22 protein-coding genes are annotated in these 23,757 nt (G+C 71.8%); 8 read left to right on the top strand and 14 right to left on the bottom strand.

Annotation, left to right across the window (positions count from 1 at the left end):
• The first annotated feature begins 273 nt into the window (after nt 1-273).
• The 3 genes from LPA41_RS31560 (at nt 274) to LPA41_RS31550 (ending at nt 2,429) form a co-directional block, all read left to right on the top strand.
• On the top strand, nt 274-1,122 hold the full coding sequence (locus LPA41_RS31560; protein ID WP_229074702.1) for an MEDS domain-containing protein: 849 nt from the start codon (nt 274-276) through the stop codon (nt 1,120-1,122).
• Nucleotides 1,119-2,054: a sensor histidine kinase gene (locus LPA41_RS31555; protein WP_229074701.1), complete on the top strand. Its 936-nt coding sequence runs from the start codon at nt 1,119-1,121 to the stop codon at nt 2,052-2,054. Before LPA41_RS31560 ends, LPA41_RS31555 begins: the two co-directional genes overlap by 4 nt.
• 69 nt (nt 2,055-2,123) lie before the next feature.
• Nucleotides 2,124-2,429 carry an STAS domain-containing protein gene (locus LPA41_RS31550; RefSeq protein ID WP_229074699.1) on the top strand — a complete coding sequence of 102 codons (306 nt, stop codon included), beginning with the start codon at nt 2,124-2,126 and terminating at the stop codon, nt 2,427-2,429.
• An 819-nt stretch (nt 2,430-3,248) separates the two neighbouring features.
• Here the strand turns inward: LPA41_RS31550 and LPA41_RS31545 are convergent.
• The 4 genes from LPA41_RS31545 to LPA41_RS31530 all read right to left on the bottom strand — a co-directional run bounded on the left by LPA41_RS31545 (nt 3,249) and on the right by LPA41_RS31530 (nt 8,058).
• Entirely contained in the window at nt 3,249-4,919 is a 1,671-nt protein-coding gene (locus LPA41_RS31545) for a DEAD/DEAH box helicase (protein ID WP_229074697.1), read from the bottom strand.
• An 83-nt stretch (nt 4,920-5,002) separates the two neighbouring features.
• Complete coding sequence (locus tag LPA41_RS31540; RefSeq protein ID WP_229074696.1) at nt 5,003-6,100, bottom strand: glutamate--cysteine ligase; 1,098 nt, start codon at nt 6,098-6,100, stop codon at nt 5,003-5,005.
• Nucleotides 6,101-7,036: a class I SAM-dependent methyltransferase gene (locus LPA41_RS31535; RefSeq protein WP_229074694.1), complete on the bottom strand. Its 936-nt coding sequence runs from the start codon at nt 7,034-7,036 to the stop codon at nt 6,101-6,103. It lies immediately after the preceding gene.
• Between the two features lie 20 nt (nt 7,037-7,056).
• Nucleotides 7,057-8,058 (bottom strand): iron-containing redox enzyme family protein, encoded by a 1,002-nt coding sequence (locus LPA41_RS31530; protein WP_229074693.1) that lies wholly within the window; start codon nt 8,056-8,058, stop codon nt 7,057-7,059.
• Between the two features lie 74 nt (nt 8,059-8,132).
• Between LPA41_RS31530 and LPA41_RS31525 the strand changes: the two genes are divergently transcribed.
• Both LPA41_RS31525 and LPA41_RS31520 read left to right on the top strand, forming a co-directional pair.
• The gene (locus LPA41_RS31525) at nt 8,133-8,348 is read left to right on the top strand and encodes a CDGSH iron-sulfur domain-containing protein (RefSeq protein ID WP_229074692.1); all 216 of its coding nucleotides are present in this window, start codon (nt 8,133-8,135) and stop codon (nt 8,346-8,348) included.
• Nucleotides 8,349-8,425: 77 nt separating this feature from the next.
• The gene (locus LPA41_RS31520) at nt 8,426-9,733 is read left to right on the top strand and encodes an EAL domain-containing protein (protein WP_229074691.1); all 1,308 of its coding nucleotides are present in this window, start codon (nt 8,426-8,428) and stop codon (nt 9,731-9,733) included.
• A gap of 233 nt (nt 9,734-9,966) precedes the next feature.
• Here LPA41_RS31520 and LPA41_RS31515 read toward each other — a convergent pair whose 3' ends face one another.
• The 10 genes from LPA41_RS31515 to LPA41_RS31470 all read right to left on the bottom strand — a co-directional run bounded on the left by LPA41_RS31515 (nt 9,967) and on the right by LPA41_RS31470 (nt 19,547).
• On the bottom strand, nt 9,967-10,554 hold the full coding sequence (locus tag LPA41_RS31515) for a pentapeptide repeat-containing protein (protein ID WP_229074690.1): 588 nt from the start codon (nt 10,552-10,554) through the stop codon (nt 9,967-9,969).
• Nucleotides 10,555-11,062: 508 nt separating this feature from the next.
• A complete protein-coding gene (locus LPA41_RS31510) occupies nt 11,063-11,848 on the bottom strand; it encodes an amino acid permease (RefSeq protein WP_229074688.1) in 786 nt (261 codons plus the stop codon).
• Nucleotides 11,849-11,943: 95 nt separating this feature from the next.
• Complete coding sequence (gene manD, locus LPA41_RS31505; RefSeq protein WP_229074687.1) at nt 11,944-13,152, bottom strand: D-mannonate dehydratase ManD; 1,209 nt, start codon at nt 13,150-13,152, stop codon at nt 11,944-11,946.
• Entirely contained in the window at nt 13,149-13,982 is an 834-nt protein-coding gene (locus LPA41_RS31500; protein ID WP_229074685.1) for an ABC transporter permease, read from the bottom strand. The genes manD and LPA41_RS31500 overlap by 4 nt, the downstream gene beginning before the upstream one ends.
• Complete coding sequence (locus LPA41_RS31495) at nt 13,979-14,866, bottom strand: ABC transporter permease (RefSeq protein WP_229074683.1); 888 nt, start codon at nt 14,864-14,866, stop codon at nt 13,979-13,981. Before LPA41_RS31495 ends, LPA41_RS31500 begins: the two co-directional genes overlap by 4 nt.
• Complete coding sequence (locus tag LPA41_RS31490) at nt 14,863-15,915, bottom strand: ABC transporter ATP-binding protein (protein ID WP_229074682.1); 1,053 nt, start codon at nt 15,913-15,915, stop codon at nt 14,863-14,865. The genes LPA41_RS31495 and LPA41_RS31490 overlap by 4 nt, the downstream gene beginning before the upstream one ends.
• The gene (locus tag LPA41_RS31485) at nt 15,912-17,111 is read right to left on the bottom strand and encodes an ABC transporter substrate-binding protein (RefSeq protein ID WP_229074680.1); all 1,200 of its coding nucleotides are present in this window, start codon (nt 17,109-17,111) and stop codon (nt 15,912-15,914) included. The genes LPA41_RS31490 and LPA41_RS31485 overlap by 4 nt, the downstream gene beginning before the upstream one ends.
• A gap of 38 nt (nt 17,112-17,149) precedes the next feature.
• Nucleotides 17,150-18,136 carry a LacI family DNA-binding transcriptional regulator gene (locus LPA41_RS31480; protein WP_229074679.1) on the bottom strand — a complete coding sequence of 329 codons (987 nt, stop codon included), beginning with the start codon at nt 18,134-18,136 and terminating at the stop codon, nt 17,150-17,152.
• Between the two features lie 110 nt (nt 18,137-18,246).
• Nucleotides 18,247-19,197, bottom strand: coding sequence for a DUF1648 domain-containing protein (locus LPA41_RS31475; RefSeq protein ID WP_229074678.1), 951 nt, complete (start codon nt 19,195-19,197; stop codon nt 18,247-18,249).
• A complete protein-coding gene (locus LPA41_RS31470) occupies nt 19,194-19,547 on the bottom strand; it encodes a GntR family transcriptional regulator (protein ID WP_229074676.1) in 354 nt (117 codons plus the stop codon). Before LPA41_RS31470 ends, LPA41_RS31475 begins: the two co-directional genes overlap by 4 nt.
• A gap of 96 nt (nt 19,548-19,643) precedes the next feature.
• Between LPA41_RS31470 and LPA41_RS31465 the strand changes: the two genes are divergently transcribed.
• The 3 genes from LPA41_RS31465 to LPA41_RS31455 all read left to right on the top strand — a co-directional run bounded on the left by LPA41_RS31465 (nt 19,644) and on the right by LPA41_RS31455 (nt 23,757).
• Entirely contained in the window at nt 19,644-20,576 is a 933-nt protein-coding gene (locus LPA41_RS31465; protein ID WP_229074673.1) for an ATP-binding protein, read from the top strand.
• Nucleotides 20,577-20,720: 144 nt separating this feature from the next.
• Entirely contained in the window at nt 20,721-21,158 is a 438-nt protein-coding gene (locus LPA41_RS31460; RefSeq protein WP_229074672.1) for a hypothetical protein, read from the top strand.
• Nucleotides 21,159-21,567: 409 nt separating this feature from the next.
• Nucleotides 21,568-23,757 (top strand): molybdopterin oxidoreductase family protein, encoded by a 2,190-nt coding sequence (locus tag LPA41_RS31455; RefSeq protein ID WP_229074671.1) that lies wholly within the window; start codon nt 21,568-21,570, stop codon nt 23,755-23,757.

Below are 23,757 nucleotides of genomic sequence, written 5' to 3'. Positions count from 1 at the left end.
CCGGCGGGCGTTCTGCTCCACTCCGCCGACGTGCGTGCAAACCCTAGCGGTGACACTTGATCTTCACCAGCGAGAGAACCTCCACTTTCGTACCATTGACCGCCCGTTTCGCCTGGTCAGGTTGGTTCCGGCGACACGTAAATTCTTCATGTACCGCCGGTCACTCCGATGTGGACCGACAGCTCCGGGCGCGGGCCGGGTGAACTGCCGATTGGCCCGCGCTTCCCGGGAGTAGGCTCAGGCCGGAAAATCGCATCTCGGGCAGGGGGCACAATGATCGAGACGGACGCACTCGACCGCCTGTGCCTGGGTGACCACGCCTGCGTCGTGATCGAGGACGACGAGACGCGCCGGCGCAGTCTGCTCACCTTCATCCGGGGTGGCCTGCGCGACGGGCAGCGCATCCTCTACTACGGTCCGGCCGAGCCGGCGCTCACCGCCGAACTGGCGCCCGCCCTGGCCGACGACCGGTTGCGGATGGCGACCCCGCAGGAGAGTTACCTCGCGGCCGGCCGGTTCGATCCGGAGGCCATGATGCGGGGTTGGCGGGACGCGGCCGCCGAGGCCCGCGCCGACGGGTTCCGCGGCCTGCGGGCCATCGGGGACATGTCCTGGGCGAGCCGCCCGGTGCCGGGCAGTGAGCGCCTCGCGTGGTACGAGGCGAACGTCAACCGGGTCTTCGCCGAGGGCGACGCGATGGCGATGTGTCTCTACGACAGGCGGCTCTTCAGCGACGTCGACCTGCGCCGCGTCACCTGGTCGCATCCGGCCACCCTGGACGCCGGCACCGACCCCCGCTCGGTGCCGCTGCTGCGGGCGATCCGCACGACCGACCCGCCCGGCGTGATCCTGCGCGGCGAGGCCGACCTTTCCAACCGGCACGCGCTCACCGCGATCATGGAGAACCTGGTGGCCGACACCCCGTCCGGCGGCGAACCGCTCGTCGTCGACATCTCCGGGCTGACCTTCCTGGACGCCGCCTCGGTCCGGATCCTGACCCGGGTCGCGGCGGCCGAGGTCACCCGGCTGCGCGTGACCGGGTGCAGCCCGGCCGCGCAGCGCCTGCTCGCGTTCACCGGGGCGCCCGCCGTCACCAACCTGTCCGTGGAGCCCGCCGCATGATCGGGACCGCGGAGTTCGACCATCCCGGTTTGCTCTACCAGACGCGCGACGAATATCTGCGTGGCACCACCGCGTTCGTCCGCGACGCGGTGGGCGCCGGTGACGCGGTCCTGGTCGCGGTGCCCGGCCCCAACCTGCTCCTGCTGCGCGAGGCGTTCGCCGGCCTCGGCCTCGGCGCCGAGATCACCTTCGCCGACATGGCCGTCGACGGCCGCAACCCCGGCCGCATCATCCCCGACGTGCTCCTGCGGTTCGCCGCCCGGCACTCCGGCCGCCGAGTGTCGATCATCGGGGAGCCGATCTGGCCGGGCCGCTCCGACGTGGAGTACCCCGCGTGCGCCGCCCACGAGGCCATGATCAACGCGGTGTTCGCCGGCCGGGACGCGGCGATCCTCTGCCCGTACGACGCCTCCGGCCTGGACCAGCCCCGCCTGCACGACGCGTGGCGCACCCACCCCGTGATGATCGTCGGCGGCGGCCGCCGGCCCAGCCCCTGGTTCGCCGACCCCTACCTCACCGCCGAGGCCTTCAACCGCCCGCTGCCGCCCGTGCCGCCCCGCGCCGGGGTGCTGACCTACACCCTGCCCTCCGAACTCTCCACGATCCGCCGATTCGTCGCGTCCCGCGCCCTGGCCGCCGGCATGCCCGCCGACCGCGCCGACGACCTGGTGACAGCCGTCAACGAACTCGCCGAGAACACCATCGCCCACACCACCGGCGGCGGCTCGGTGAGCGTCTGGCTGGAACCGGGCGTCCTGGTCTGCCAGGTCGACGACTCCGGCCACCTCGCCGACCCGCTGGCCGGCCGCATCCCGCCACCGCCACGGGTGGAGGGCGGCCGCGGGCTGCTGCTCGCCCACCAACTCTGCGACCTGGTGCGGATACACTCGCGGCCGGCGGGCACGAGCATCCGCGTACACGTCCGTCGCTGAAAGCGGTTTCAGGTTCCGATCATCCGGGTACCCTGCGAGCCGCCCGCCGATCAATGGAGGATGGCGTCGATGGAATGGACGATCGAGCGTGAAGGCGAGACCCTCGTTCTCGCCCCCGAGGGGGACCTGGACGTGGCGAACGCCGCGGTGCTGCGCGAAGCACTGCAGCAGATCGTCGAACGGCGCGACTGCTCCCGGCTCGACGTCGACATGAGCGCCGTGACCTTCCTCGACTCCTCAGCCCTCGGCGTCCTGGTGGCCGCCCGCCGCGCCGCCGAAGCCCACGGCATCACGCTGCGGATGCGCAATCCGGGCCCGATGGTCCGGATGGTCCTCGAGGTGACGAACCTGTACGACACGCTCGTCGCCCACTGACCGTCCAGACCCGAGCCCCGCTCAGGAGACCCCGAAAGCCGGGGCCGGCTGCGACCTCGTGAGCGGGGTGTCGGCTGCGACATCGTGCGCCGGCTGCCGGCTGCCGGCTGCCGGCTGCGACATCGTGCGCCGGGTGCTGGGCAGCGACCTCGCAATCCGGGGCCGGGCAGCGACCTCGAGAGCCGGGGGTCGGCTGCGACCTCGTCCGAGGCGTTGCCCTCGATCGGGCGTGCCGGGCTTGCGCTTGCGGCCGCGACGGGTGTGTTGGTCAAGCAGCGGTGCGAGCTTTTCTGCCGGTTTGTGCTGGTAGGGACTCCGGCGCGGAGCATGGGATGCGGAGCGACGGCGAGGCAGGGTCCGGCGTGGCGTTTCGTGCCCTCGACCTACTTCGGCCGAGTCGACGAGCGTCCGCGACGGGCCGCGCTGCGTCCGCGATCGGCTGCGCTGCGTCCGCGTGGCGTAGTGGATCTGCTAGCGATGCGAAATCGCGGTGAAGACCACATGATCACAGCGATTTCGTAGCGCTAGCAGATCCACTACGCCGGCTGGACCCACTGCAGCGGGCCGCGGCCGGGCATCTCCGCTGACCGCAGGGAACCGCGGGAGGAAAACCACACCGCGCCCACCTGCCTCGCACGCCGGAAATCAGACGGACAAAAAGGGCCGAAGGGGCGAAGGGCGCGCGGTTGAACACGGGGTAGAACTTGCCCGGAGCGCAGTGGCCCGTCGGGCTGAGCCACCCGCCGTCGGGCTGAGCCACCCGCCGTCGGGGCCGAGTCGCCCGCCACGCGGGATGCCGCCCGGCTCGGCGGGCGGGGGTCAGGGGCGGCGGTTCTGGTTTTCCTTGTCCTTGTCGCGGTCGCGGCGGGCCAGTACCTTGCGCCCGCGGATCGAGGCGTGGCGGAGCGCGGTGATGACTTCGTCGGCGGCGTCGGCCGGGACCTCGACCAGGGAGAAGCGGTCGGCGATCTCGATGGCGCCGATGTCGCGGCCGCTGAGGCGGGTCTCGCCGGTGATCGCGCCGACCAGGTCCTGGGGGCGGATCCGGTTGCTGCGGCCGGAGTTGATGAACAGCCGGGTGGTGTGGCCGCCGCGGCCGCCGTGGCCGCCGGGCCGGGTGTTGTCGCGGCGTTCCCGTTCGGGGCGCAGGACGGACTCCGGGATGTCCTGTTCGTCGTCGAGGTCGCCGCCGTTGAGTTCGTGGGCCAGCTTCACCGCGGCCAGCGCCACCTCCATCACGTCGAACTCGTCGGTGAGCGTCTCCACCACGACGCGGAAGCGGTCCAGGTCGTCGGTGAGCAGGCTTTCCTGGAGGGCGGCCCGGGTCAGTTCGAGGCGGCGGGCGCGCAGGTCGGCCACGGTCGGCACCTTCTGCAGGCCGATGCGCTGGCCGGTGGTCCGTTCGACGGCCTTGAGCATCCGGTGCTCGCGGGGCTCGGCCAGGGTGATCGCGGTGCCTTCGCGGCCGGCCCGGCCGACGCGGCCGATGCGGTGCACGTAGGTTTCCGGCGCCGCCGGCAGGCTGTAGTTGACGACGTGGCTGAGCCGGTCGATGTCGAGGCCGCGGGCCGCCACGTCGGTGGCGACGAGCAGGTCGGCCCGGCCGTCGCGGAGCCGGTTGACGACCCGGTCGCGCTGTTCCTGGCTCATCCCGCCGTGCAGCGCCTCGGCCCGCTGGCCGCGGCCGTTCAGGGTCTCGGTGAGCTGGTCGACCTCTTCGCGGGTGCGGCAGAAGACGATCGCCGCGGTGGGCGCCTCCACGTCGAGGACCCGGCCCAGCGCGGCCGGCTTGTGTGCGCGGGCCACCACGTAGGCACTCTGCCGCACCAGCGGGGCGGCGCCGGGTTCGGGTTCGGCGCGGCCCATCTGGATGCGGACGGGTTCCCGCAGGTGGCGGCGCGCGATGGCGTCGATGCGGCCCGGCATGGTCGCGGAGAAGAGCACGGTCTGGCGTTCCTCGGCGGTCTCCTCGAGGATCGCTTCGATGTCCTCGGCGAAGCCCATGTCGAGCATCTCGTCGGCTTCGTCGAGGATGACCGTCTGCACGGCTTTCAGGTCGAGGGTGCCCCGGGAGATGTGGTCGAGAGCGCGGCCCGGTGTGGCGACCACCACGTCGACGCCGCGGTCCAGGGCCTGCAACTGCCGGCCGATGGGCTGCCCGCCGTAGATCGGGACGACCCGGGCGCCCAGGTCCCGCGCATAGCGGTGGAAGGCCTGCGAGACCTGCATGGCCAGCTCACGGGTCGGCACCAGGACCAGGGCGGCGGGCCGGCCGTCGGTGCGTTCCCCGGCGAGCCGCTGCAGCACCGGCAGCGCGAACGCGGCCGTCTTGCCGGTGCCGGTCGCCGCCTGTCCGAGCAGGTCACGGCCTTCGAGCAGCGGCGGGATGGCTTCCGCCTGGATCGGGGTTGGCTCCTCGTACCCCAGGTCGGTGAGTGCCCGCAGAAGCTCGGGGCGCAGTTGCAGATCGGCGAAGCCGGACGAGGTCATGCAATCTCCTGGCGTGGTCGGCGCGCACGCCGTCGTAGTTCGGTGCTGTTCCAGTATGTCGGCCCGGTGCGAGCGGCTTGCGGTCAGGCGCTCATCGCCCGGGCCAGTCGCCCGAGGGCGGCGGGGAGGCTGCCGGCGCGGCGCACCGCTTCGCGCTGGCGCCGCGCCCCGGTTCCTTCGGCGCGGAGCCGGTCCAGCTGATCTGTGGTGTACGGGAGATCGCCGTGCCGCTCCAGCGCCGGTCGCACCGTCGTGACGAGGTCGCCGACCAGCTCCCAGGCCGGGCGCGGCCGGTTCTCCCGCAGGTCGGTGAGCGTGCCGTCGAGCCCGGCGTGCGCCGCGTTCCAGTGTGCCGCCTCGACCGCCAGGCCGGGCACCCGGGGTGCGTCCCGGCCGTCGGCGAGGTCGTCGAGGGCGGTCGCCACGAGCCCCCGGACGAGCGCGGTCAGCAGCACGGTGTCGTCGACGGTCAGCGGGACGTCGGCCACCCGTACCTCGATCGTGGGGTAGGTGGCGGAGGGCCGGGCATGCCAGAGCACCAGTTTCTCGTCGAGCATCATGCCGGAGCCGACGAGCAACGCGACCGTCCGGTCGAAGTCGGCCGCGGAGGCGAACCAGGGTGCCGGGCCCAGAGCGGGCCAGCGGTCCAGCTGCATGGCCCGCCAGCTCGCGTGGCCGGTGTCGGTGCCCGCGTGGAACGGCGAGTTCACCGTCATCGCCTGGATCACCGGCAGCCAGACCCGCAGGTGGTTGCCGACTCGCACGGCGGTCTCCCGGTCGGGGACCCCGACGTGCACGTGGACGCCGCACACCGCCGGGTCGTCCACGATCGGCCCGTAGTAGTCGGCGATGGCCCGGTAGCGCGGGTTGTCGGTGACCCCGAGCTTGGGTTCGCCGACCGGGGTGGCCCCGATCGGCACCAGCATCGCGCCGGTCGCCTCGGCGGCGGCCGCCGCCGCACGCCGTGCCGTGGTGAGTTCGTGCGCCAGCCCCGGCAGGTCGCCGCAGACCGGCGTGACCATCTCAATCATGCTGTGCCGGAACTCGGCGTGGCTGCGGGCGCTGACCTCCGGCGGCAGCGCGGCCCGGACCGCGTCGGCGACCGGCACGTTCTGCCCGGTGCCGGGGTCGAGCAGGAGGAACTCCTCCTCGACCCCGATCGTGAGCGGCGGCGTCGCCATTTACCGGCCGTCGCGGGTGGCGGTCAGGACGACGACGGCGATCCGCTCGGCGTGCTCGTAGGCCGGGCCGTCCAGCTCCTCGCCGTAGACGTCGGGGTCCACCTCGCGATACTCCCAGTTCAGCCCGGTGCCGTCGAGGCGTTCGGCGGCCGCGTCGCGGAACGGGTCCCGGCCGTCGACGATGCCGGTGCCGGTGAACAGCACCAGCTGCCCGCCGGGCGCGAGCCGTTCCGCCGCCTGGTCGATGATCTTCAGGGAGAGTTCGTAGCCGTGTTCGCCGCCGTCCCGGTACGCCCGGCCGGCCGGGTCGATCATGAACGGCGGGTTGGTAAGGATCAGGTCGAACTCGCCGTCCACGCCGCTGAGCAGGTCGCTGTGCACGGGCCGGACGTTGCCGAGCCCGGCCAGGGAGGTGTTGACGGCCGCGTACCGCAGGGCCTTGTCGTTGATGTCGACGGCCACCACCTCCGCGCCGGGGGCCCGTTTCGCCACCGCGATGGCGCCGGCGCCGGTGCCGCAGCCGATGTCCACGGCCCGGGTGACCTGCCGGCCGGCGGCGACCGCCGTGGCGGCGTCGGCCATCCGGTAGGTATCCGGCCCGAAGAAGACCGAGTCCGGCGCGTCCGTCGGGAACGCCGAGTGCGCGAACAGCTCGCCGTCGTAGCACGAGAACCGGACCAGGCTGCGCCACTCGTCGCCGTCGCGCGCCAGGACACCGGCGGCGTCCATCAGGTCGACGATCCGGTCCGGCAGCACGCCGGGCCCGAACGGGCGGCTCCAGCCGAAGACGCCGCGCAGGTCGGTGGCGCGGGCGGCGGCCGGGCGGCGGTTGACCCGTTCGTGCGTGGCCGGGGTGATCGTGGTGAACCGGTAGCCGGCGGCCTTGAGTTCCTTGCCGAGCAGAAGCAGGGCGTCGTCGGCGGTGGTAGTGGTCATTCCTCTGCTTTCTGTGAGCGTCATGCGGCGAGTGCCGCCGGAGCGTGATCGATGGTCCCGGTGTGCAGCGACGACCCGCCGGCCTCCCAGGCCTGCAGGATGCCGGCAGCCCAGACGCCGTCCAGCATGAGCGCGCACCGGGCGCCGTACAGCACGTCGCCGGCACGGTCCGGTTCGGCGCGGGCGAACGACCCGGCCAGGTCGTACGCCGCGATCTGCTCGTGTACGGCGTCGGCCTCCACGTGCTCGTCGTAGAAGGCCGTCGCGTCCGGGTCGCCGCCGAGCCGGCGCAGGCCGTTGCCGTACGCCCGGTTCGGCTGGGTGGAGGTCATCTCGTACGCGGCCAGGTGGCCGATGATCATGCCGCGGTTCTTGCGGTGCAGGCCGAACAGCGACATCACGTTGTTGTTGGCCAGGGTCGCGGTGCTCGCCAGATCGACGTACCCGCCGTACGTGGTGTCCAGGCCGAACCACCGCATGGTCCGCTTGAACAGCTCCTGGTGCATCTTCGGGGTCTGCCCGCCGCCGTACTCGTCCAGCTGGATCTCGATCAGGGCCGCCTTCGCGTCGCCGCCCAGCCGGGGGATCGCCCAGGTGTGCGGGTCGGCCTCGCGCAGGTGATAGACCGAGCGCTGCATGACGAACTCGCGGAACTGGTCGTACGTCGCCCGGCCGCGCAGATAGCCGGAGAGCGACGGGCCGAAGTCGGCGTCGGCCAGCTCGCGCAGCCGTGCCGGCACCGTCGCCGGGTCGGCCGGTTCCGGTGGCCCGGCCAGGTCGTGCAGCAGGGCGGTGAAGCGTTCCTCGGCGCGCGCCCGCAACCGCAGCACGCCCGGATCCCACTCCCACGCGTCGTCCACGCCGTCCCACCCGCGGTAGGCCAGCTCGTAACAGATGAAGAGCGTCAGGTGCAGATCGTCCTCGTCGTCCAGGACCGGACGGACCGGCAGGGAGGTGGCCTTCCCGGTGAGGACGTCGATCAGTGCGGCCGACACGGGCCCGCGTGCGGACGGAAGTTTCATGGGCCACAGCCTTCCCCGCCAAGGCCGGAACAAACGATCGGTTTCGGTCCGGCCCAGCGGGGAACTGGCAACCCGTGACCGCCTCCATCGTTCCTTACGAAGACGGCCCGCTGATCGTGCGCGGGGACTTCGAATTGCGTACGCCGGACGGGCAGCCCATCGAGCCCGGCCGGGGCACGATCGCCCTGTGCCGCTGCGGGCGATCCGCCATCAAGCCGTTCTGTGACGGCACCCACAAGGCGGTCCGCTTCCGGGCCGGCACCGGCCGGGACACCCCGGCCCCGCGCTGAACCCGCCGTTGCCGAACCGGCCCCTTCGGGTCGGCCCAAATGTTTCAGCCGGCGCCCGCACTGCCGATGGAGATCTCGTGCAGGACATCCATGAGGTTCTCGACCGGCGTGCCGTGACCCCGGTCTTCCAGCCGCTCGTCGACATCGCCACCGGTCGGATCCTGGGGTATGAGGCGCTGAGCCGTGGCCCGGCCGGCACCCCCTGGGAAAGTCCGGCCACCCTCTTCGCGGCCGCCCGGGTCGCCGGCCGCGAGTCCGAACTGGACTGGATCTGCCGCGCCGTCGCCTACCGGGCCGCCCTCGACGCCGGCTTCCCGCCCGACCTGATGCTTTTCGTCAACATGGAACCCACCGCGTGGCGGGCCGGCTGCCCGGCCGACCTGGCACCGATCGTGGAACGGGCCCGCCGCCGGCTGCGGGTGGTCACCGAGATGACCGAGCGTGCCATCGCCCAGGACCCGGCCGGCCTGCTGGCCGCCGTGGAGAGCTGCCGGACCGCCGGCTGGGGGGTGGCCCTGGACGACGTGGGCGCCGACCCGATGTCGCTGGCGATGCTGCCGTTCGTGCACTCGGACGTGGTGAAGCTCGACATGGGGCTGCTGCGCGCCCCCGACGACCCGAACACCGCGCGGGTGGTCGCCGCCGTCTACGCGTACGCCGAGAGCAGCGGCGCCACCGTGCTTGCCGAAGGCATCGAAACCCCGCGTCACCTGGCCGCCGCCCGGACCATGGGCGCGACCGTGGGGCAGGGCTGGCACTACGGCCGTCCCGGGCCGCTGCCGGAGTTCACCGCGCCGTTCACGACCGGTCGCACGCCGGCGCTGCCCATGCTGAGCGAGGCCCGAATCGGCTCGACGAGCGGCGGGTTGCGGCTGCCGGGGCGGCCGGTGGACGGCGACCGGACGCCGTTCGAGGTGATTTCGGCGGTGCGTCCGGTCACCCGTACGACAAAATCGCAGTTGATGCCGTTGAGCCGGCACCTGGAAGCGCTCGCCGGGGACGCCGAGCCGCCGGTCCTGCTCGCCTGCTTCCAGGAGGCGCGGCACTTCACCCCCGCCACCATGGCCCGGTTCCGCCGGATCGCGGCACACAGCCCGCTCGTCGCGGCCCTCGGCGCCGGCCTGCCCGTCGAACCGGTGCCCGGCGTCCGCGGCGCCTGCCTCGGCGACGACCGGCTGCGCGGCGAATGGAACGTCATCCTGGTCGGCCCGCACCGTGCCGCCGCCCTGGTGGCCCGCGACCTCGGCGACGACGGCCCGGACACCGAGCGCCGGTTCGACTTCGCCATCACCCACGACCGGGCGCTGGTGATCGAGGCGGCCCGCTCGGTGCTGCGGCACCTGGCCCCGGTGGACACCCCGATCCTGGAGGCGCTGGCGGTCTGACTCCGGCCCCGTGTCAGCCCTTTCCGGCCTTTCCCGTCCGTGTCATCCTGTCCGGTCGGCGTCGTTCTGTTCGCGTCCGCGTCGTTCTGTTCGCGCCGCGTCGTTCTGTTCGCGCCGCGTCGTTCTGTCCTGGCTCGCGTCGTCCTGTCCGGCCGTCCAGCCCTGTCCGTTTCGGCCTGTCCCTTTCGGCCTGTCCGTTTCAGCCTGTCCGTTTCGGCGTGTCCCGGTCTGCCTCAGTCGCGGATCTGCAGGCCCAGGGCGGCCGCCACGGTCACCGCCTGAGCCACCGTGATCACCGCGTTGCGGATCTCGGTGGTGCTCGGGTCCAGGGCGGACAGGTCGGAACCGCGCAGGTCACAGCCGGTCAGATCGGCGCCGGTGAGTGTGGCGCCGGAGAGGTCGACGTCCCGGAGCGTGCCGTTGCGGCAGCGCGCGCCGGTGAGGTCGGCCTCGCGCATCCGGACCCCGGTCAAGGTGGCGCTGGACAGATCGGCACGGATCAGGCTGGTGAATGACCAGTCGCCGCCGTCGACCGTGGTGATGTCGAAGGCGCAGCGCTCGAAGTGGCTGCCGACCGTCTTGCAGTTCGTGAACGTGGCATCGAAGAAGTTGCAGTTGACGAACGTGCAGTTGAGGTAGGCGACATCGGACTGCTCGGAACAGTTGAACCGGGCGTCACGGAACGTGCAGCCGTCGAACTCGACGCTCCGCAGATCCGTCTCGCACAGGTCCAGGCCGACGAACTCGACCTGCTCGTGCCGGGCGGCCCGGCCGGCGCCGGCATCCCAGTCGCGGGTGGTGACGATGCTGCGGGCGGCCATGCCCGCAGCTTAGGCCACCCGAGCGCAGACCCGCCGACCCCCGCACACCGACTCGCGCCGATCCCCGCGCCGATCCACCGGTCCCCGCGCTGACCCACGCCGGTTCCGCGGCGGGGTGCTGCTTGCCCTCGGCTCTGTCGCGGTCCTACTGAACGAGTAATCGCGATCGGCTGCGTTGCGTCCGCGCGGCGGTGTTGATCTGCTAGCGATGCGAAATCGCGGTTTCGACCCCTTGATCACCGCGATTTCGTAGCGCTAGCAGATCAACATCTCGCCCTGGGCGGCGCGCACGGCGCCACCGGGCCCGACCGGGGGCGCGGGTTCGCTGTGCGTGGGCGGCCCGACCAGCTGGGCGGCGATTCGGGGTGCGACGGGCTGCGGGTTGGTGTGCGGGCGGTTGTCCGGGTTGCTGTGGCCGGGGCGTAGATGATGAACGAGACGAGCAGGAACTTCGGCCCGGCCGCGAACAGCAGGAAGATGGTGTACGCGACCGCGAGTCCCGCCACGATCATGTCCCGGCCGGGCTGCCGTACGACACGACGGTCACCGACGCGAACACGGCGAACACACTGACGAAGCCGAGGACGGTGGCCCGCCCGACGTCCTGCCGGCGCTGCGCGTGCCGGGAGTAGACGCTCGCGCCCTCGACGCCGAGGAACACGAAGACGGTCACCAGCATCGTGCCTTTGACCTGCTCGAACAGCGAGCCGTAGTCGGTGCCGCCGCGCAGGTTCCCGGCGAACACCGCCGGGTCCAGGAGGAAGAGCGCGATGAGGACGAAGACGATGATGGGTACGACCTTGGCGATCGTCACGACCCGGTTCACGACCGCCGCGTCCTTGACCCCGCGCTGCACCAGGTAGAAGAAGAGCCACACGCCGACCGTCGAGCACAGCACGGACAGGACCGTGTCGCCGTCACCCAGTCCCGGGATGACGGCACCCGCGGTGGACATGATGAGCACCCAGTAGGTGACGTTGCCGACGCAGGCGCTCGCCCAGTACCCGAAGGCGGAGAAGAACCCGAGATACTCGCCGAAACCCGCTTTCGCGTACGCGTAGACGCCGGCGTCCAGTTCGGGCCGGCGCATCGCCAGGCTCTGGAAGACGAACGCCAGCATCAGCATGCCGGTGCCCGCGATCGTCCACGCGATGAGCGCGCCGACGACACCCGTCTCCTCGGCGAAGCGCCGGGGCAGCGAGAACACCCCGGCGCCGACCATGCCGCCGACGACCATCGAGGTCATCGTCAGCAGGGTCAGTTTCTGGGTGGTCGAGGTCTGGGTCGTCGTCACAGATCTGGACGCTATGTACCGCCGCCCGGCGACGGCTCATCCCTCCCGGATGATTCCGCCGCCCGCCACCCCGCATCGGCGCGGATCGGACGGCGCTACCAGCTGTGCATGGTGCCGTCCTCCAGGCGGTTGACCGGCAGCGACGCCGGGCGGTACGGGTAACGTGCCGCCAGCTCCTCGTCGATGTCGACGCCCAGGCCGGGTTCCTCGGAGGGGTGCAGGTAGCCGTCGGCGAAGTGGTAGCCGTGCGGGAAGACCTCGTCCGTCTCCGGGGTGTGGCGCATGTACTCCTGGAGGCCGAAGTTCGGGATCGCGATGTCGACGTGCAGGGCCGCCGCCATGCAGACCGGGGACAGGTCGGTGGCGCCGTGCGAGCCGCTGCGGACGTGGTAGAGCGCGGCCAGGTCGAAGATCCGGCGCAGGTGGGTGATGCCGCCGGCGTGGACCACGGTGGTACGGATGTAGTCGATCAGCTGGGACGTGATCAGTTCCTGGCAGTCCCAGATGGAGTTGAAGACCTCGCCCACCGCGATCGGGGTCGTCGTGTGCTGCCGGATCAGCCGGAAACCCTCCTGGAGTTCGGCCGGGACCGGGTCCTCGATCCAGGTCAGCGCGTACGGCTCCAGTGACTTCCCGAGCCGGGCCGCCTCCAGCGGGGTCAGCCGGTGGTGCACGTCGTGCAGCAGCCGCAGCGTCGGGCCGAACTCCTTGCGGACCTCGGCGAACACTTTCGGCACGTAGTCCAGGTAGTGCGCGGTGGACCAGACGTTCTCGGTGGGCAGGGCGGCGTCGGCCGGCTCGTAGAACATCTTGTCGCCGCTCACCCCGTAGGTGCTGGCCAGCCCGGGGACGCCGGTCTGTACCCGGACCGCCCGGTAGCCGAGGGTGACGTACGACGAGATCTCGGACAGCACCGACTCGACGTCCACCGCGTTGGCGTGCCCGTAGACCGTCACCCCGGACCGGGACCGCCCGCCGAGCAGCTGGTAGACGGGCAGGCCGGCGGCTTTGCCCTTGATGTCCCAGAGCGCGGTGTCGACGGCCGCGATCGCGGTCATCGTGACGGGTCCGCGCCGCCAGTAGGCGCCTTTGTAGAGGTACTGCCAGGTGTCCTCGATGCGGGAGGCGTCCCGGCCGATCAGGGCCGGCACGACGTGTTCGGTCAGGTAGGCGGCGACGGCCAGTTCCCGCCCGTTGAGTGTGGCGTCACCGACCCCGGTCAGCCCGTCGTCAGTGACGATCTTGAGGGTGACGAAGTTGCGGCCGGGGCACGTCACGATGACCCGTGCGTCGACGATTTTCACTCGGGATCCTCCTTGACCCGTGCGACGAGTTGCGTGGGGTTGACGAACCGCAGGGCGAGGACCAGCAGCACGAGCATCATCACGCAGTAGATGACCGCCATCGCGTCGACGGACTGCTGTGCGCGGATGCCCGCGGCCGACATGGAGTAGAAGAGCGCCACCACCAGGGTCTGCGAGTCCGGGCCGGCGGTCAGGAACGTCAGCTCGAACATGCCGACGGTGCGGACCACCACGAGGATCGTCGACGCGAGGATGCCGGGGATGAGCAGCGGCGCCAGGATGCGGCCGAAGACGTGCCGGGTCCGGGCGCCGCACATCCGTGCCGCCCGCTCCACGGTGGGGTCGATCTGTTCGATGAACGGCGTCATGGTGAGGATGACGAACGGGATGGACGGCACCAGGTTGGCGAGCACCACGCCGGAGAGGTGCCCGGCCAGGCCGTACTTGTAGAGGACCGTGGCCAGCGGGATGCCGTAGGTGATCGGCGGCATCAGGATCGGCAGCAGGAACAGCAGGTAGAGCAGCCGGCCGCCGGGGAAGGAGCGGCGGGCCAGCACGTACGCCGCGGGCACCCCGACCAGCACCGAGATGCCGGCGACGAGCAGGCAGACGAGGATCGTCACGGTGAGCACGGGCAGCAGGTCGAACTCGTCCCAGGCCTGGCCGTACCACTGGGTGGTCCACGCCTCCGGAAGCCAGGAGTCGAACCAGCGCAGGCCGAACGAGTTGACCACGACCGAGCCGATCACGCCGGCCAGCCCGACGAAGAAGATGGTCACGGCGCCCCACACCAGCCAGGCGGCGGGGGAGGCCACGATCGCGCGTCTCATCCTTTGCCTCCGGCCGTCGATCCGGTGTAGAGCAGCCCGCGCAGCCCGAGCACGATGCTGATCACGAGCAGCTCGACGACGCCCATGATGATCGCCGCGGCCGCTCCACCGGCGTAGTCGTAGCGGACGTACGCGGCCTCGTACGCCGCGATGGAGATGACCCGGGTGCTGCCGGACGGGTCGCCGACCAGGATCGCCGACGGGAACACGCTGAACGCCAGCACGAACGTCAGGCAGAACGTCGTGGCGAGCCCGGGGGCGAGCAGCGGCAGGGTGATCCGGAGGAACCGCTGGCGCCAGCCGGCACCGAGGGTCGCCGCGGCGCGTTCGAGGGACGGGTCGATGCCGGAGAGGTACGACAGGACGAGCAGGAAGGCGAACGGGAAACCCGTGATGACCAGGGAGAAAAACACGCCCCAGTAGTTGTTGGTGAGCCGCACCGGCGCGTCGGCCAGCCCCGTCGTCGTCAGGAACCGGTTGAACCAGCCGGCCGGGCCGAGAAAGTTGAGCAGGCCCTCGGCGGTCAGCACGGTGCCGAGCGTGATCGGCACGACGAGTGCCGTGGTGAGCACCCGTTTGCCGCGGAACCGGCCGCGCATCCGGTAGGCGATCGGCACCGACGCGAGCACGTTGAGCAGCGCCGCCGGCAGGGCGATGACGAGCGTCGTCATGATCGTGTCGCGCTGGTAGGCGTCGGTGAAGAACGACCGGTAGGCGGCGAGCATGCCACCCTCGGCCGGTTGCAGGGACACCGCGATCCCGTAGGCGAACGGGTAGATGAACAGTGCCACCACGAACACGGTGGCGGGCACGAGCAGCAGCAGTTGCCGGTCGATCCCGCGTTCGGCGAGCCGGTGCCGGACCGCGACGGTCGCGGTGCTCATGCCGGGTCCGCCGGTGCCGACGGGAAGATCAGCAGGCGGTCCGGCGGGAAACCGGCCTTGATCTGGTCGCCGGGCGTCAGCCGCTGACCGGTGCGCAGGTGCAGGACCAGGCCACCGGGGGTACGGGCCTCGACCGTGAACTCGCGGCCCTGGTACTCCACGACCTCCACGACGGCTTCGAGGTCACCGTCCAGGCTGATGTCCTCGGGACGGATCGCCGCGACGGCCGGGGTGCCGTCCGGCACCGGTTCCACGGGGGTGCCGGTCACCCGTACGCCCGAGGGGTCGAGCGTGAGACGCGCGCCGTCGGCGTGCCCCGCCAGCAGGTTGCGGTAGCCCATGAAGTCGGCGACGTGCCGGTTGGCGGGACGCGTGTGCACCTGTTCCGGCGTGCCGATCTGCTGCACCCGCCCGTCCCGGAGCACGACCAGGCGGTCGGCGAGCGACAGCGCCTCCTCCTGGTCGTGCGTGACGTAGACGGTGGTGAGACCGAGGGTCTGGTGCAGCCGCCGGATCTCGGTGCGCATCTCCAGGCGCAGCTTGGCGTCCAGATTGGAGAGCGGTTCGTCCATCAGCACCAGCGACGGCTCGATCACCACCGCGCGGGCGATCGCGACGCGCTGCTGCTGGCCGCCGGAGAGCTGGCCGGGCAGCTTGGTGGCGTGCTCCTCCAGGTGCACCAGGCGGATCGCCTCGGCGGTCCGGCGGCGTGCCTCGGCGCGAGCCACGCCCTGCATCTGCAGACCGAAGGAGACATTCTTCTGTACGGACATGTGCGGGAACAGCGCGTAGTTCTGGAAGACCATGCCGAAGCCGCGGCGTTCCGGTGGCAGGGTGTCGAGGCGGGTGTCGTCGCGCCAGATGCTGCCCTCGGTGAGCGGCAGCAGGCCGGCGAGGCAGTTCAGTGCGGTGGACTTGCCGCAGCCGGAGGGGCCCAGCAGGGCGATGAACTCGCCCCGCCGGATCTCCATGCTCAGGCCGGTGAGCGCGTCGGCGCCACCGAACCTGCGGGTGACCCCGTCCAGCCGCAGCCGGTCGAAGCGTGTCACTTCTTCACCTTCGAGCCGCCGATCTCGCGGTCCCATCGGTCGAACGCGGCGACCAGGGCTTTCGCGTCGAGCGGCACCTCGAGCGGGTTGTCGGCGATGAGCTTCTCGTACTCCGGCCGCCCGTACTCGTTGATGGCCGCCTGGCTGTCCGCCGGTGCCATCGACAGGGGGACGTCCTTGACCGCCGGGCCGGGGTAGAAGTACCCCTTGTCGTACGCCTTGGCCTGCTGTTCCGGGGTGAGCATCCAGGCGAGCAGGGAGAGGACGGCTGCCTGCTTGTCGGTGGACACCCCCTTGGGTACGACGGCGTAGTGCGCGTCGGTGACCCAGTGGAAGCCCTCCAGGGTGCCGACCTGTGCCTGCTTCGGCACGGTGCCCAGCACGCGCGGGTTGATGTCCCAGCCGGTCGTCGAGAGAATGATCTTGGCGGAGCCGTTGGCCAGGTTCTTCATCGTCTCGCTGGTGCTCGACGGGTAGAGGGTGATCTGCTGGTCCAGCTCCTTGAGGAAGGCCCAGGTTTTGTCCCAGCCCTTCTCCGGGTCCTTCGGGTCGGCGTCGTCGAGCAGGTAGGGCAGACCCATCAGGAAGGTGCGGCCCGGACCGGAGTTGGACGGGCGGGCGTACTGCACGGCGCCGGGGTTGGCCTTCGCGTAGGCGAGCAGTTCCGCCGCGGTCGTCGGCGGGTCCGGCACCCGGTCCGGGAGGTACTCGATGAGCGGCCCGGAGGGGTAGTAGGTGACCGTCACGCCGTGGTCGCCGGCCAGCCGCTGCATCGAGGCGGCGCCGGGCAGGTAGTCGGCCATGCCGGTGAGGCGGCCCGCGTGCGTGGGCAGCAGGGGCAGCCAGAGTTCCTGGTCGATGCCGGCGGCCAGGCCGTCCACACCGGTCAGCACCACGTCGATGTCGACGCGGTTCGCGTCCTGCTGGGCCTTGACCTTGCCGACCAGCTCCGGCGCCGTGGCCTTGGTGTAGGTGACCTTCTCGACGACCTCCGGGTTGTTCGCGACGAAGTCGTCGATCATGCCCTGGGTCAGCTGCAGGTTGCCGGCCACGTCGAGGACGTTGAGGGTGACCGGGTTCGCGGGTTTGTCCGGGACCGGGCCGTCCGGGGTGGTGCCGCCGCCGGAGTCCGGCGGACTGCAGGCGGCGAGAGTGAGTGTTATCGCAGCGATACTGAGAGTTACCTTTCCTCGCATGGCCGTCTTCCTTGTCTGGAGTGTTCGGCTGGAACGGCTTATCGGATCTGATCCGTCAGGGGACCGGTGGAGTCCCGCACGATGAGCTGGGTCGGTGTCCGGCGGTTCACCGGGTCGCGGTCGGCGAGCAGGTCGAGCAGGAGTTCGACGCCGGTGCGGCCGATCTGTTCCTTCGCGATCGCCACCGTGGTCAGCGCCGGGCTGACCAGGCCGGCGAGCAGGATGTCGTCGAAGCCGACGACGCTGATCCGGCCGGGTACCGCGATGCCGCGCGCCCGGAACCGGTTGAGCAGCCCGAGCGCGACCAGGTCGTTGTAGGCGATCACGGCGGTGGCCGGCGACGCCGCGACCGTGTCGGCGACGGCCGCGCCGCCGTCGACCGTGGGCGCGACGTTGCCGGCCTCGATCAGTTCCATGTCGTAGGCGCCGGTGGCCGAGCGCAGGCCGCGCAGCCGGTCCCGGTTCGACCAGGACGCGCGCGGCCCGGCCACGTACGCCACCCGGCGGTGTCCCAGCGCGTGCAGGTGCCCGATCGCCTGCCGCATCCCGTCGGCGCTGTCCGCGGTGACCGACGGGAACGGGGTGATCCGCCGGTTGAGCACCACGATCGGGATCTGGCCGGCGAAGGCGCGCAACTCCTCCTCGCCGGACCGGGGCGAACAGAGCAGGAACCCGTCGACCTGCTTGGCGAGGGCCCGGATCAGCGGGACCTCGATCGCCGGGTCCTCGTCGGTGTCGCTGAGGAAGACGGCGTAGTCGAACCGCCGGGCCTGGGTCTGTATCGCCTTCACCACGCTGGGGAAGAACGGGTTCGCCAGGTCCGGCAGCACCACGCCGATGTTGGCCGTGCGGCCGGTGATCAGGCCGCGGGCCGCCCGGTTCGGGTAGTAGCCGAGGTCGCGGGCGGCGCGCTCGACCCGTTCCCGGGTGTCCGGCCGGACCTGGTCGGGACGGGCCAGCGCCCGGCACACCGAGGACTGCGAGACCCCGGCCAGCCGAGCCACATCCTTGATGGTCGCCGCCACGCGGCCCCCTGATCATTCGATGACGATCGATCGGTGGGGCCAGTCTGGAATCGTTTCCAGAATATTGTCAAGGCGTGTTCAGTTGGCGTCGCTTCGCCATCCGTCCGGCGTCAGCCGGTGTGGCTTCGCAGCCCGTTCAGCAGGGCCGCCGGGGTGCGCGGGTCGGGCATCGTCACCGCGAACCGGCGGCCGTCCCGCAGGTCGAGCACCAGACCCGGCCCGCCGCGCAGCACCAGCGCGCTGCGCCCCGGCGTGACCCGGTAGCCCCAGCCGCCCCACGCCGCCGGGTTGATGTCCGCGGCCTCGGCGCGCACGATCCGCTCCAGCGGGATGTGCTTCACGGTGATCCCGGCGAACCCGGCCACCAGGCGCAGGCCGCGCCGGTCGGCGGTCACCCGGACCTGGCCGGACACCAGCGCGGCGATCAGCGGGACCGGGCACGCGAGCCAGAGGACCGGCTGGACCGTGGCGGCCAGCGCCAGCATCACGGCCGTGGCGGCCAGCAGGACGCCGAGCAGCAGCGGTGACCGCAGCGTGGTGCTGAACGCGGCCCGCTCGGTCGGCCCCAGGTCGAGCGCGTCGACCGGCGGCGCGGCGGGCACGTCGATCCGCGGTGGCGGGCCGGCGATCAGGCGGATCACGCCGCCCCAGGCCAGCCCGAGCAGGAACAGACCGAATCGCCAGCCGAGGCGGGGATCGGCCGGATCCGTCAGGGTCGCGTGCGCGGTGGCCACCCACATGCCCGCGGCGGCACCGGCGACCGAGCCGCCGAGGATCAGCGTCGCGCGGGTGGTGGCCGTGCGGCGCACCCGGGCCGCCGGGTCCTCGATCCGCCGGTCGTCGATCGCCGCGGCGACCACGGCGGCGATGCCGGCGACCAGGCCGGCGATCAGGGCGCCGAGCCAGAAGCCGGTCGCCGGGCTGAACCCGTCGGCCGGACCGGAGCCGCTCCAGTGGGTGGCGATCCGGCTCGGCAGCCGGTCCGACCACAGCACCCAGCTCCCGGCGGTCACTCCGGTCGGCAGCCACACCGCCGCCGCCGCGATCCACAGTCGTCTCATGGTGTCGCCCCCTTCACGATCTCCAGCATCTCCGTCTCGCCGAGCCCCTGCCGCCGGGCCTCCCGCACGAACTCCCGGGCCAGCTCGGTGAGCCGCAACCGGGCCGCGTCGGCGTCACCGCGCACCACGGCGCCGCGGCCCCGGCGCAGCTCGATCAGGTCCTCGTCACGCAGCCGCCCGTAGGCCCGCAGCACCGTGTGCAGGTTGACGTCGAGCACCTCGGCCAGCTCCCGGGCGGCCGGCAGCCGCTCGCCGGCGGTCACCTCGCCGCGCATGATCCCGCCGCGCACCTGAGCGGCGATCTGGTCGGCCAGCGGCTCGGCGGCCGCCACGTCCACGCGGAACAACATGTTTGCATTCTACTATAACAAGTAGCTACTCATCCGGTCGGGGGACCGCGGGGTGTCGGGGCCCGCCGCCCGCCGGCGCGCACTACCCTGTTGAAAATGAAAATCGCCTTCACTGGTAAGGGTGGCAGCGGCAAAAGCACCCTCGCCGCCCTCTTCGTCCAGCACCTGCGGTCCACCGGCCGGCGCGTCCTCGCCGTCGACGCCGACGTCAACGTGCACCTGGCACCGCTGCTCGGGGTGACCGCCGGAGCCGCCACCGCGCTGTCGCACCCGGACAACGTCCGCCGCGTGCGCACCCACCTGCTCGGCGCCAACCCGCGGGTGGCCGGCGTCGAGCATTTCGTCGCGACCACCCCGCCCGGCCCCGGATCGAACCTGGTCACGCTCGGCGCCGACGACCCGGTGCTGGCCGCGCACGCGGCCCGGCTCGACGACCGGGCGCACGTGCTGCACGTCGGCACCTACGAGGCGAAGGACATCGGGGCCGGCTGCTACCACGGGCACCTGGCGATCCTGGAGAACCTGCTCTCCCACCTGAGCCTCGGCGCCGACGACTGGGTGGTGTGCGACATGGTGGCCGGCACCGACGCGTTCGCCAACTCGCTGCACGCGCAGTTCGACGTCATCGTGGTGGTCGCCGAGCCGACGCCCGAGTCGGTGTCGGTGGCGAAGCGGTACCGGGAACTGGCCGCCGCGGCCGGCGTCGCGGACGTGCTCGCCGTGGTCGGCAACAAGGTCACCGACCGGGCGGACCGCGACTACCTGGCCCGGGAACTGGGCGGCGCACCGCTGACCGCGCTGACCAGCCAGGCGGGTCTGCGGCGGGCCCGGCAGGCGGGCGTGCCACCCCGGCCGGCCGACCTGGACGACGTCACGCCGCTCACCGTGCTCCTCGACCACGCGCGCGGCCGGGAGATGTCCGCGGAGCGGCGGGCGGATCTGATGCGTACGCTCCACCTGCGCCTGGCCGGGAAGGGCTGGGTCCGCAGCGCCCACGGCGACGTCAGCACCCAGCTCGCGGAGGTCTGAGCGCCGCACCCGGGCGGACGGCCGGGCGGGTGCGGGTCTGACACGATCGGCGCGTGCGATCCGTGACGGTCTGGCCGGTGGCCCGGGTGCTGATCCTGCTGCTCTGGGCGGCGGGCGCCGGCATGGCCTGGTGGGTGGCGCCGGGTGTACTGGACGGACACCTCGCTGGCCGAGACCGATCAGACGACGGTGGACGTCGGCGGGGTCCGGTTCACCGGCGGGGCGGCGGTCCTGGCGCGCGAACTGGACCGGCCGCCGTCCGACGAGGTGATCTCCTGGCGCGGCCGGCTCCAGGGCATCAGCGTGCTGCTCGCGCTCACCACGCTGCTCGTCGTGGCCGGTGGACCGGCGCCCGTGCGGGGCACCCGGTGGTACTGGTTCTGGGTGACACTGTTCGTCCCGTACGGCCTGGGCCTGATCCTCTGGCTCTTCCGCGACCGCCCGTGGGTGCGCGCCGCGGAGCAGGGTGAGCGGGACAGCGGCTGGTTCGGGGCGGTGACCGCGGTCCTGGCCAACTTCATGATCCCGATCGTGGTGTTCGGCCTGAGCCGCCTGCTCGGCGACCGATGGATCCCGGGCTGACCGAGTGCGGCGCTCTGGCCGCCGGACTGCTTGAGGCCGGGGGTGTTGTCACCGGGCCGGGTGGCGCCGAACGCGCCGCCGATGGCGAGATGTTGATCAGCTAGCGCTACGAAATCGCTGTGATCAAGGGGTCAAGACCGCGATTTCGCACCGCTAGCAGATCAACACGGCCCTGCGGACCCGACGCAATCGACCGCGGCCACTTGTCCAGGGACCGCACCAGAGCCGAGGGCAAGCAGTACCACGCCGCACCCCGCCGCACCCCGCGCCTCGCCCGCCGCCGCGGGTCCTCGCCGCTCGAGGGCCCGGGCACGCCGGGTGCCCGCGTCCCGGCCGGCGGCGACTGGTCCGATCTTGGAGGTTTCGTGGCAGGATACCGACCAGTAACCAGGAAGGCCGGTGGACCGCCATGCGTACCGCGTACCGCACCTGTCCGCTCTGCGAGGCCGCCTGCGGCCTGGAACTGACCATTCGCGACGATCACGTCGTCGCCGCCCGCGGCGACCGGGAGCACGTCTTCAGCCAGGGCTTCGTCTGCCCGAAAGGCGCCACCTTCGGGCAGCTGACCGACGACCCCGATCGGTTGCGGCGCCCGCTCGTACGCCGCGACGGCCGGCACGTCGAGGTCAGCTGGGACGAGGCTTTCGCCGCGGTGGAGGCCGGCCTGCGACCGATCCTGGACGAGTACGGGCGGGACGCGCTCGCGATCTACCTCGGCAACCCGAACGCGCACACCATGGCCGGCGGTCTCTACGTGACCCCGCTGGTCAAGGCCGCGGGGAGCCGCAACGTCTTCTCCGCCTCCACCGTCGACCAGATGCCGAAACACGTCTCCAGCGGCTACCTGTTCGGCCACCCGCTGACGATCCCGGTGCCCGATCTGGATCGCACCGACTTCCTGCTGATCCTCGGCGCCAACCCGTGGGAGTCCAACGGCAGCCTCGCCACCGCCGCCGACTTCCCGGGCCGGCTCAAGGCGATCCAGGCGCGCGGCGGCCGCTTCGTGGTCGTCGACCCGCGCCGGACCCGGACCGCGGAGCACGCCGACGAGCACCTGTTCATCCGGCCCGGCACCGACGCCTACCTGCTCTTCGGCATCGTCCACACCCTCTTCGCCGAGGAACTCACCGACCTGCGCGACCTGACCGGGCACGTCACAGGTGTCGAGACGGTGCGCGAACTGGCCCGGGCCTTCGCGCCGGAGACGGTGACGGCCGCCTGCGGCGTGCCGGCGGGGCGGATCCGCGAGCTGGCACGGCAGCTGGCGGCCGCGGACCGGGCGGCGGTGTACGGGCGGATCGGCACCTGCACCGTCGAATTCGGCACCCTGACCAGCTGGCTCGTCGACGTGATAAACGTGCTGACCGGAAACCTGGACCGGCCGGGCGGCGCGATGTTCCCGCTCGCGGCGCACCTGCGGCCGTCGTCCGGCTCCGGCACCGGCCGGGGGTTCACGGTCGGCCGGTGGCGCAGCCGGGTCCGCGGTTTCCCCGAGGTCAAGGGGGAGTTCCCGGTCGCGACGCTGGCCGACGAGATCGAGACGGCCGGGGACGGCCAGGTCCGCGCCGTGCTCACCGTCGCCGGCAACCCGGTGCTCTCCACGCCGAACAGCGGGCGGCTGGACCGGGCGCTGGGCGGGCTCGGGTTCATGGTGAGCGTCGATCCGTACCTGAACGAGACGACCCGGCACGCCGACGTCGTCCTGCCGCCGCTGGAGTCCACCCGCAAGGGGCACTACGACTTCTCATTCCTCGGGTTCGCGGTGCGCAACTTCGCGGCGTACTCCCCGCCGGTCCTGCCACCCGACCCGGGCGGCCTGGACGAGTGTGACGTCCTGGCCCGGCTGACCCTGATCCTTTCCGGTCAGGGAGCGCAGACCGAGGCGGCGGTCCTGCACGCGCGCCTGCTGTCCGCGGCGCTGGCCAAGGCCGGCTGCTCCGACAAGGCCGGCCTGGTGCGGGGGGACGGACCGGCCGAACGCCTCCTCGACGTGGCGGTGCGCACCGGGGCGTACGGTGACGGCTTCGGCGACCGCCCCGGCGGCCTCTCGCTGGAACGCCTCCTGGAGAACCCGCACGGCATCGACCTGGGCCCGTTGCAGCCGCGCATCCCGGCCGTCCTGAAAACGCCGAGCGGCACCGTCGAACTGTGCGTGCCGGCCCTCGCCGACGAATCCGCCCGGCTCCTGGACGCCCTCGACCGGGACCGCGACCAGATGGTCCTGATCGGTCGCCGGCACCTGCGCTCCAACAACAGTTGGATGCACAACGTGCCCGCCCTGGTGAAGGGCCGGGACCGCTGCACCCTGCAGGTCCACCCCGCCGACGCGGCCAAGCTCGACCTGTCCGACGGCGAACCCGCCCAGCTGACGTCCCGGGCCGGTGCGCTGGCGGCGACCGTCGAGGTCACCGACCGGGTCATGCCGGGCGTGGTGAGCCTGCCGCACGGCTGGGGCCACGACCTGCCGGGGGTACGGCTGTCGGTGGCCGCCGCGCACCCCGGCGTGAACTCCAACGTCCTGACCGACGAACTGGTGGTGGACCCGCTCTCCGGCAACGGCGTGCTGAACGGCATCCCGGTCGAGATCAAGCCCCTCTGA

The organism is Actinoplanes sp. DH11 (assembly GCF_020873875.1).
Taxonomy (GTDB): domain Bacteria; phylum Actinomycetota; class Actinomycetes; order Mycobacteriales; family Micromonosporaceae; genus Actinoplanes.
This window is presented reverse-complemented; position numbering and strand designations above follow the sequence as displayed.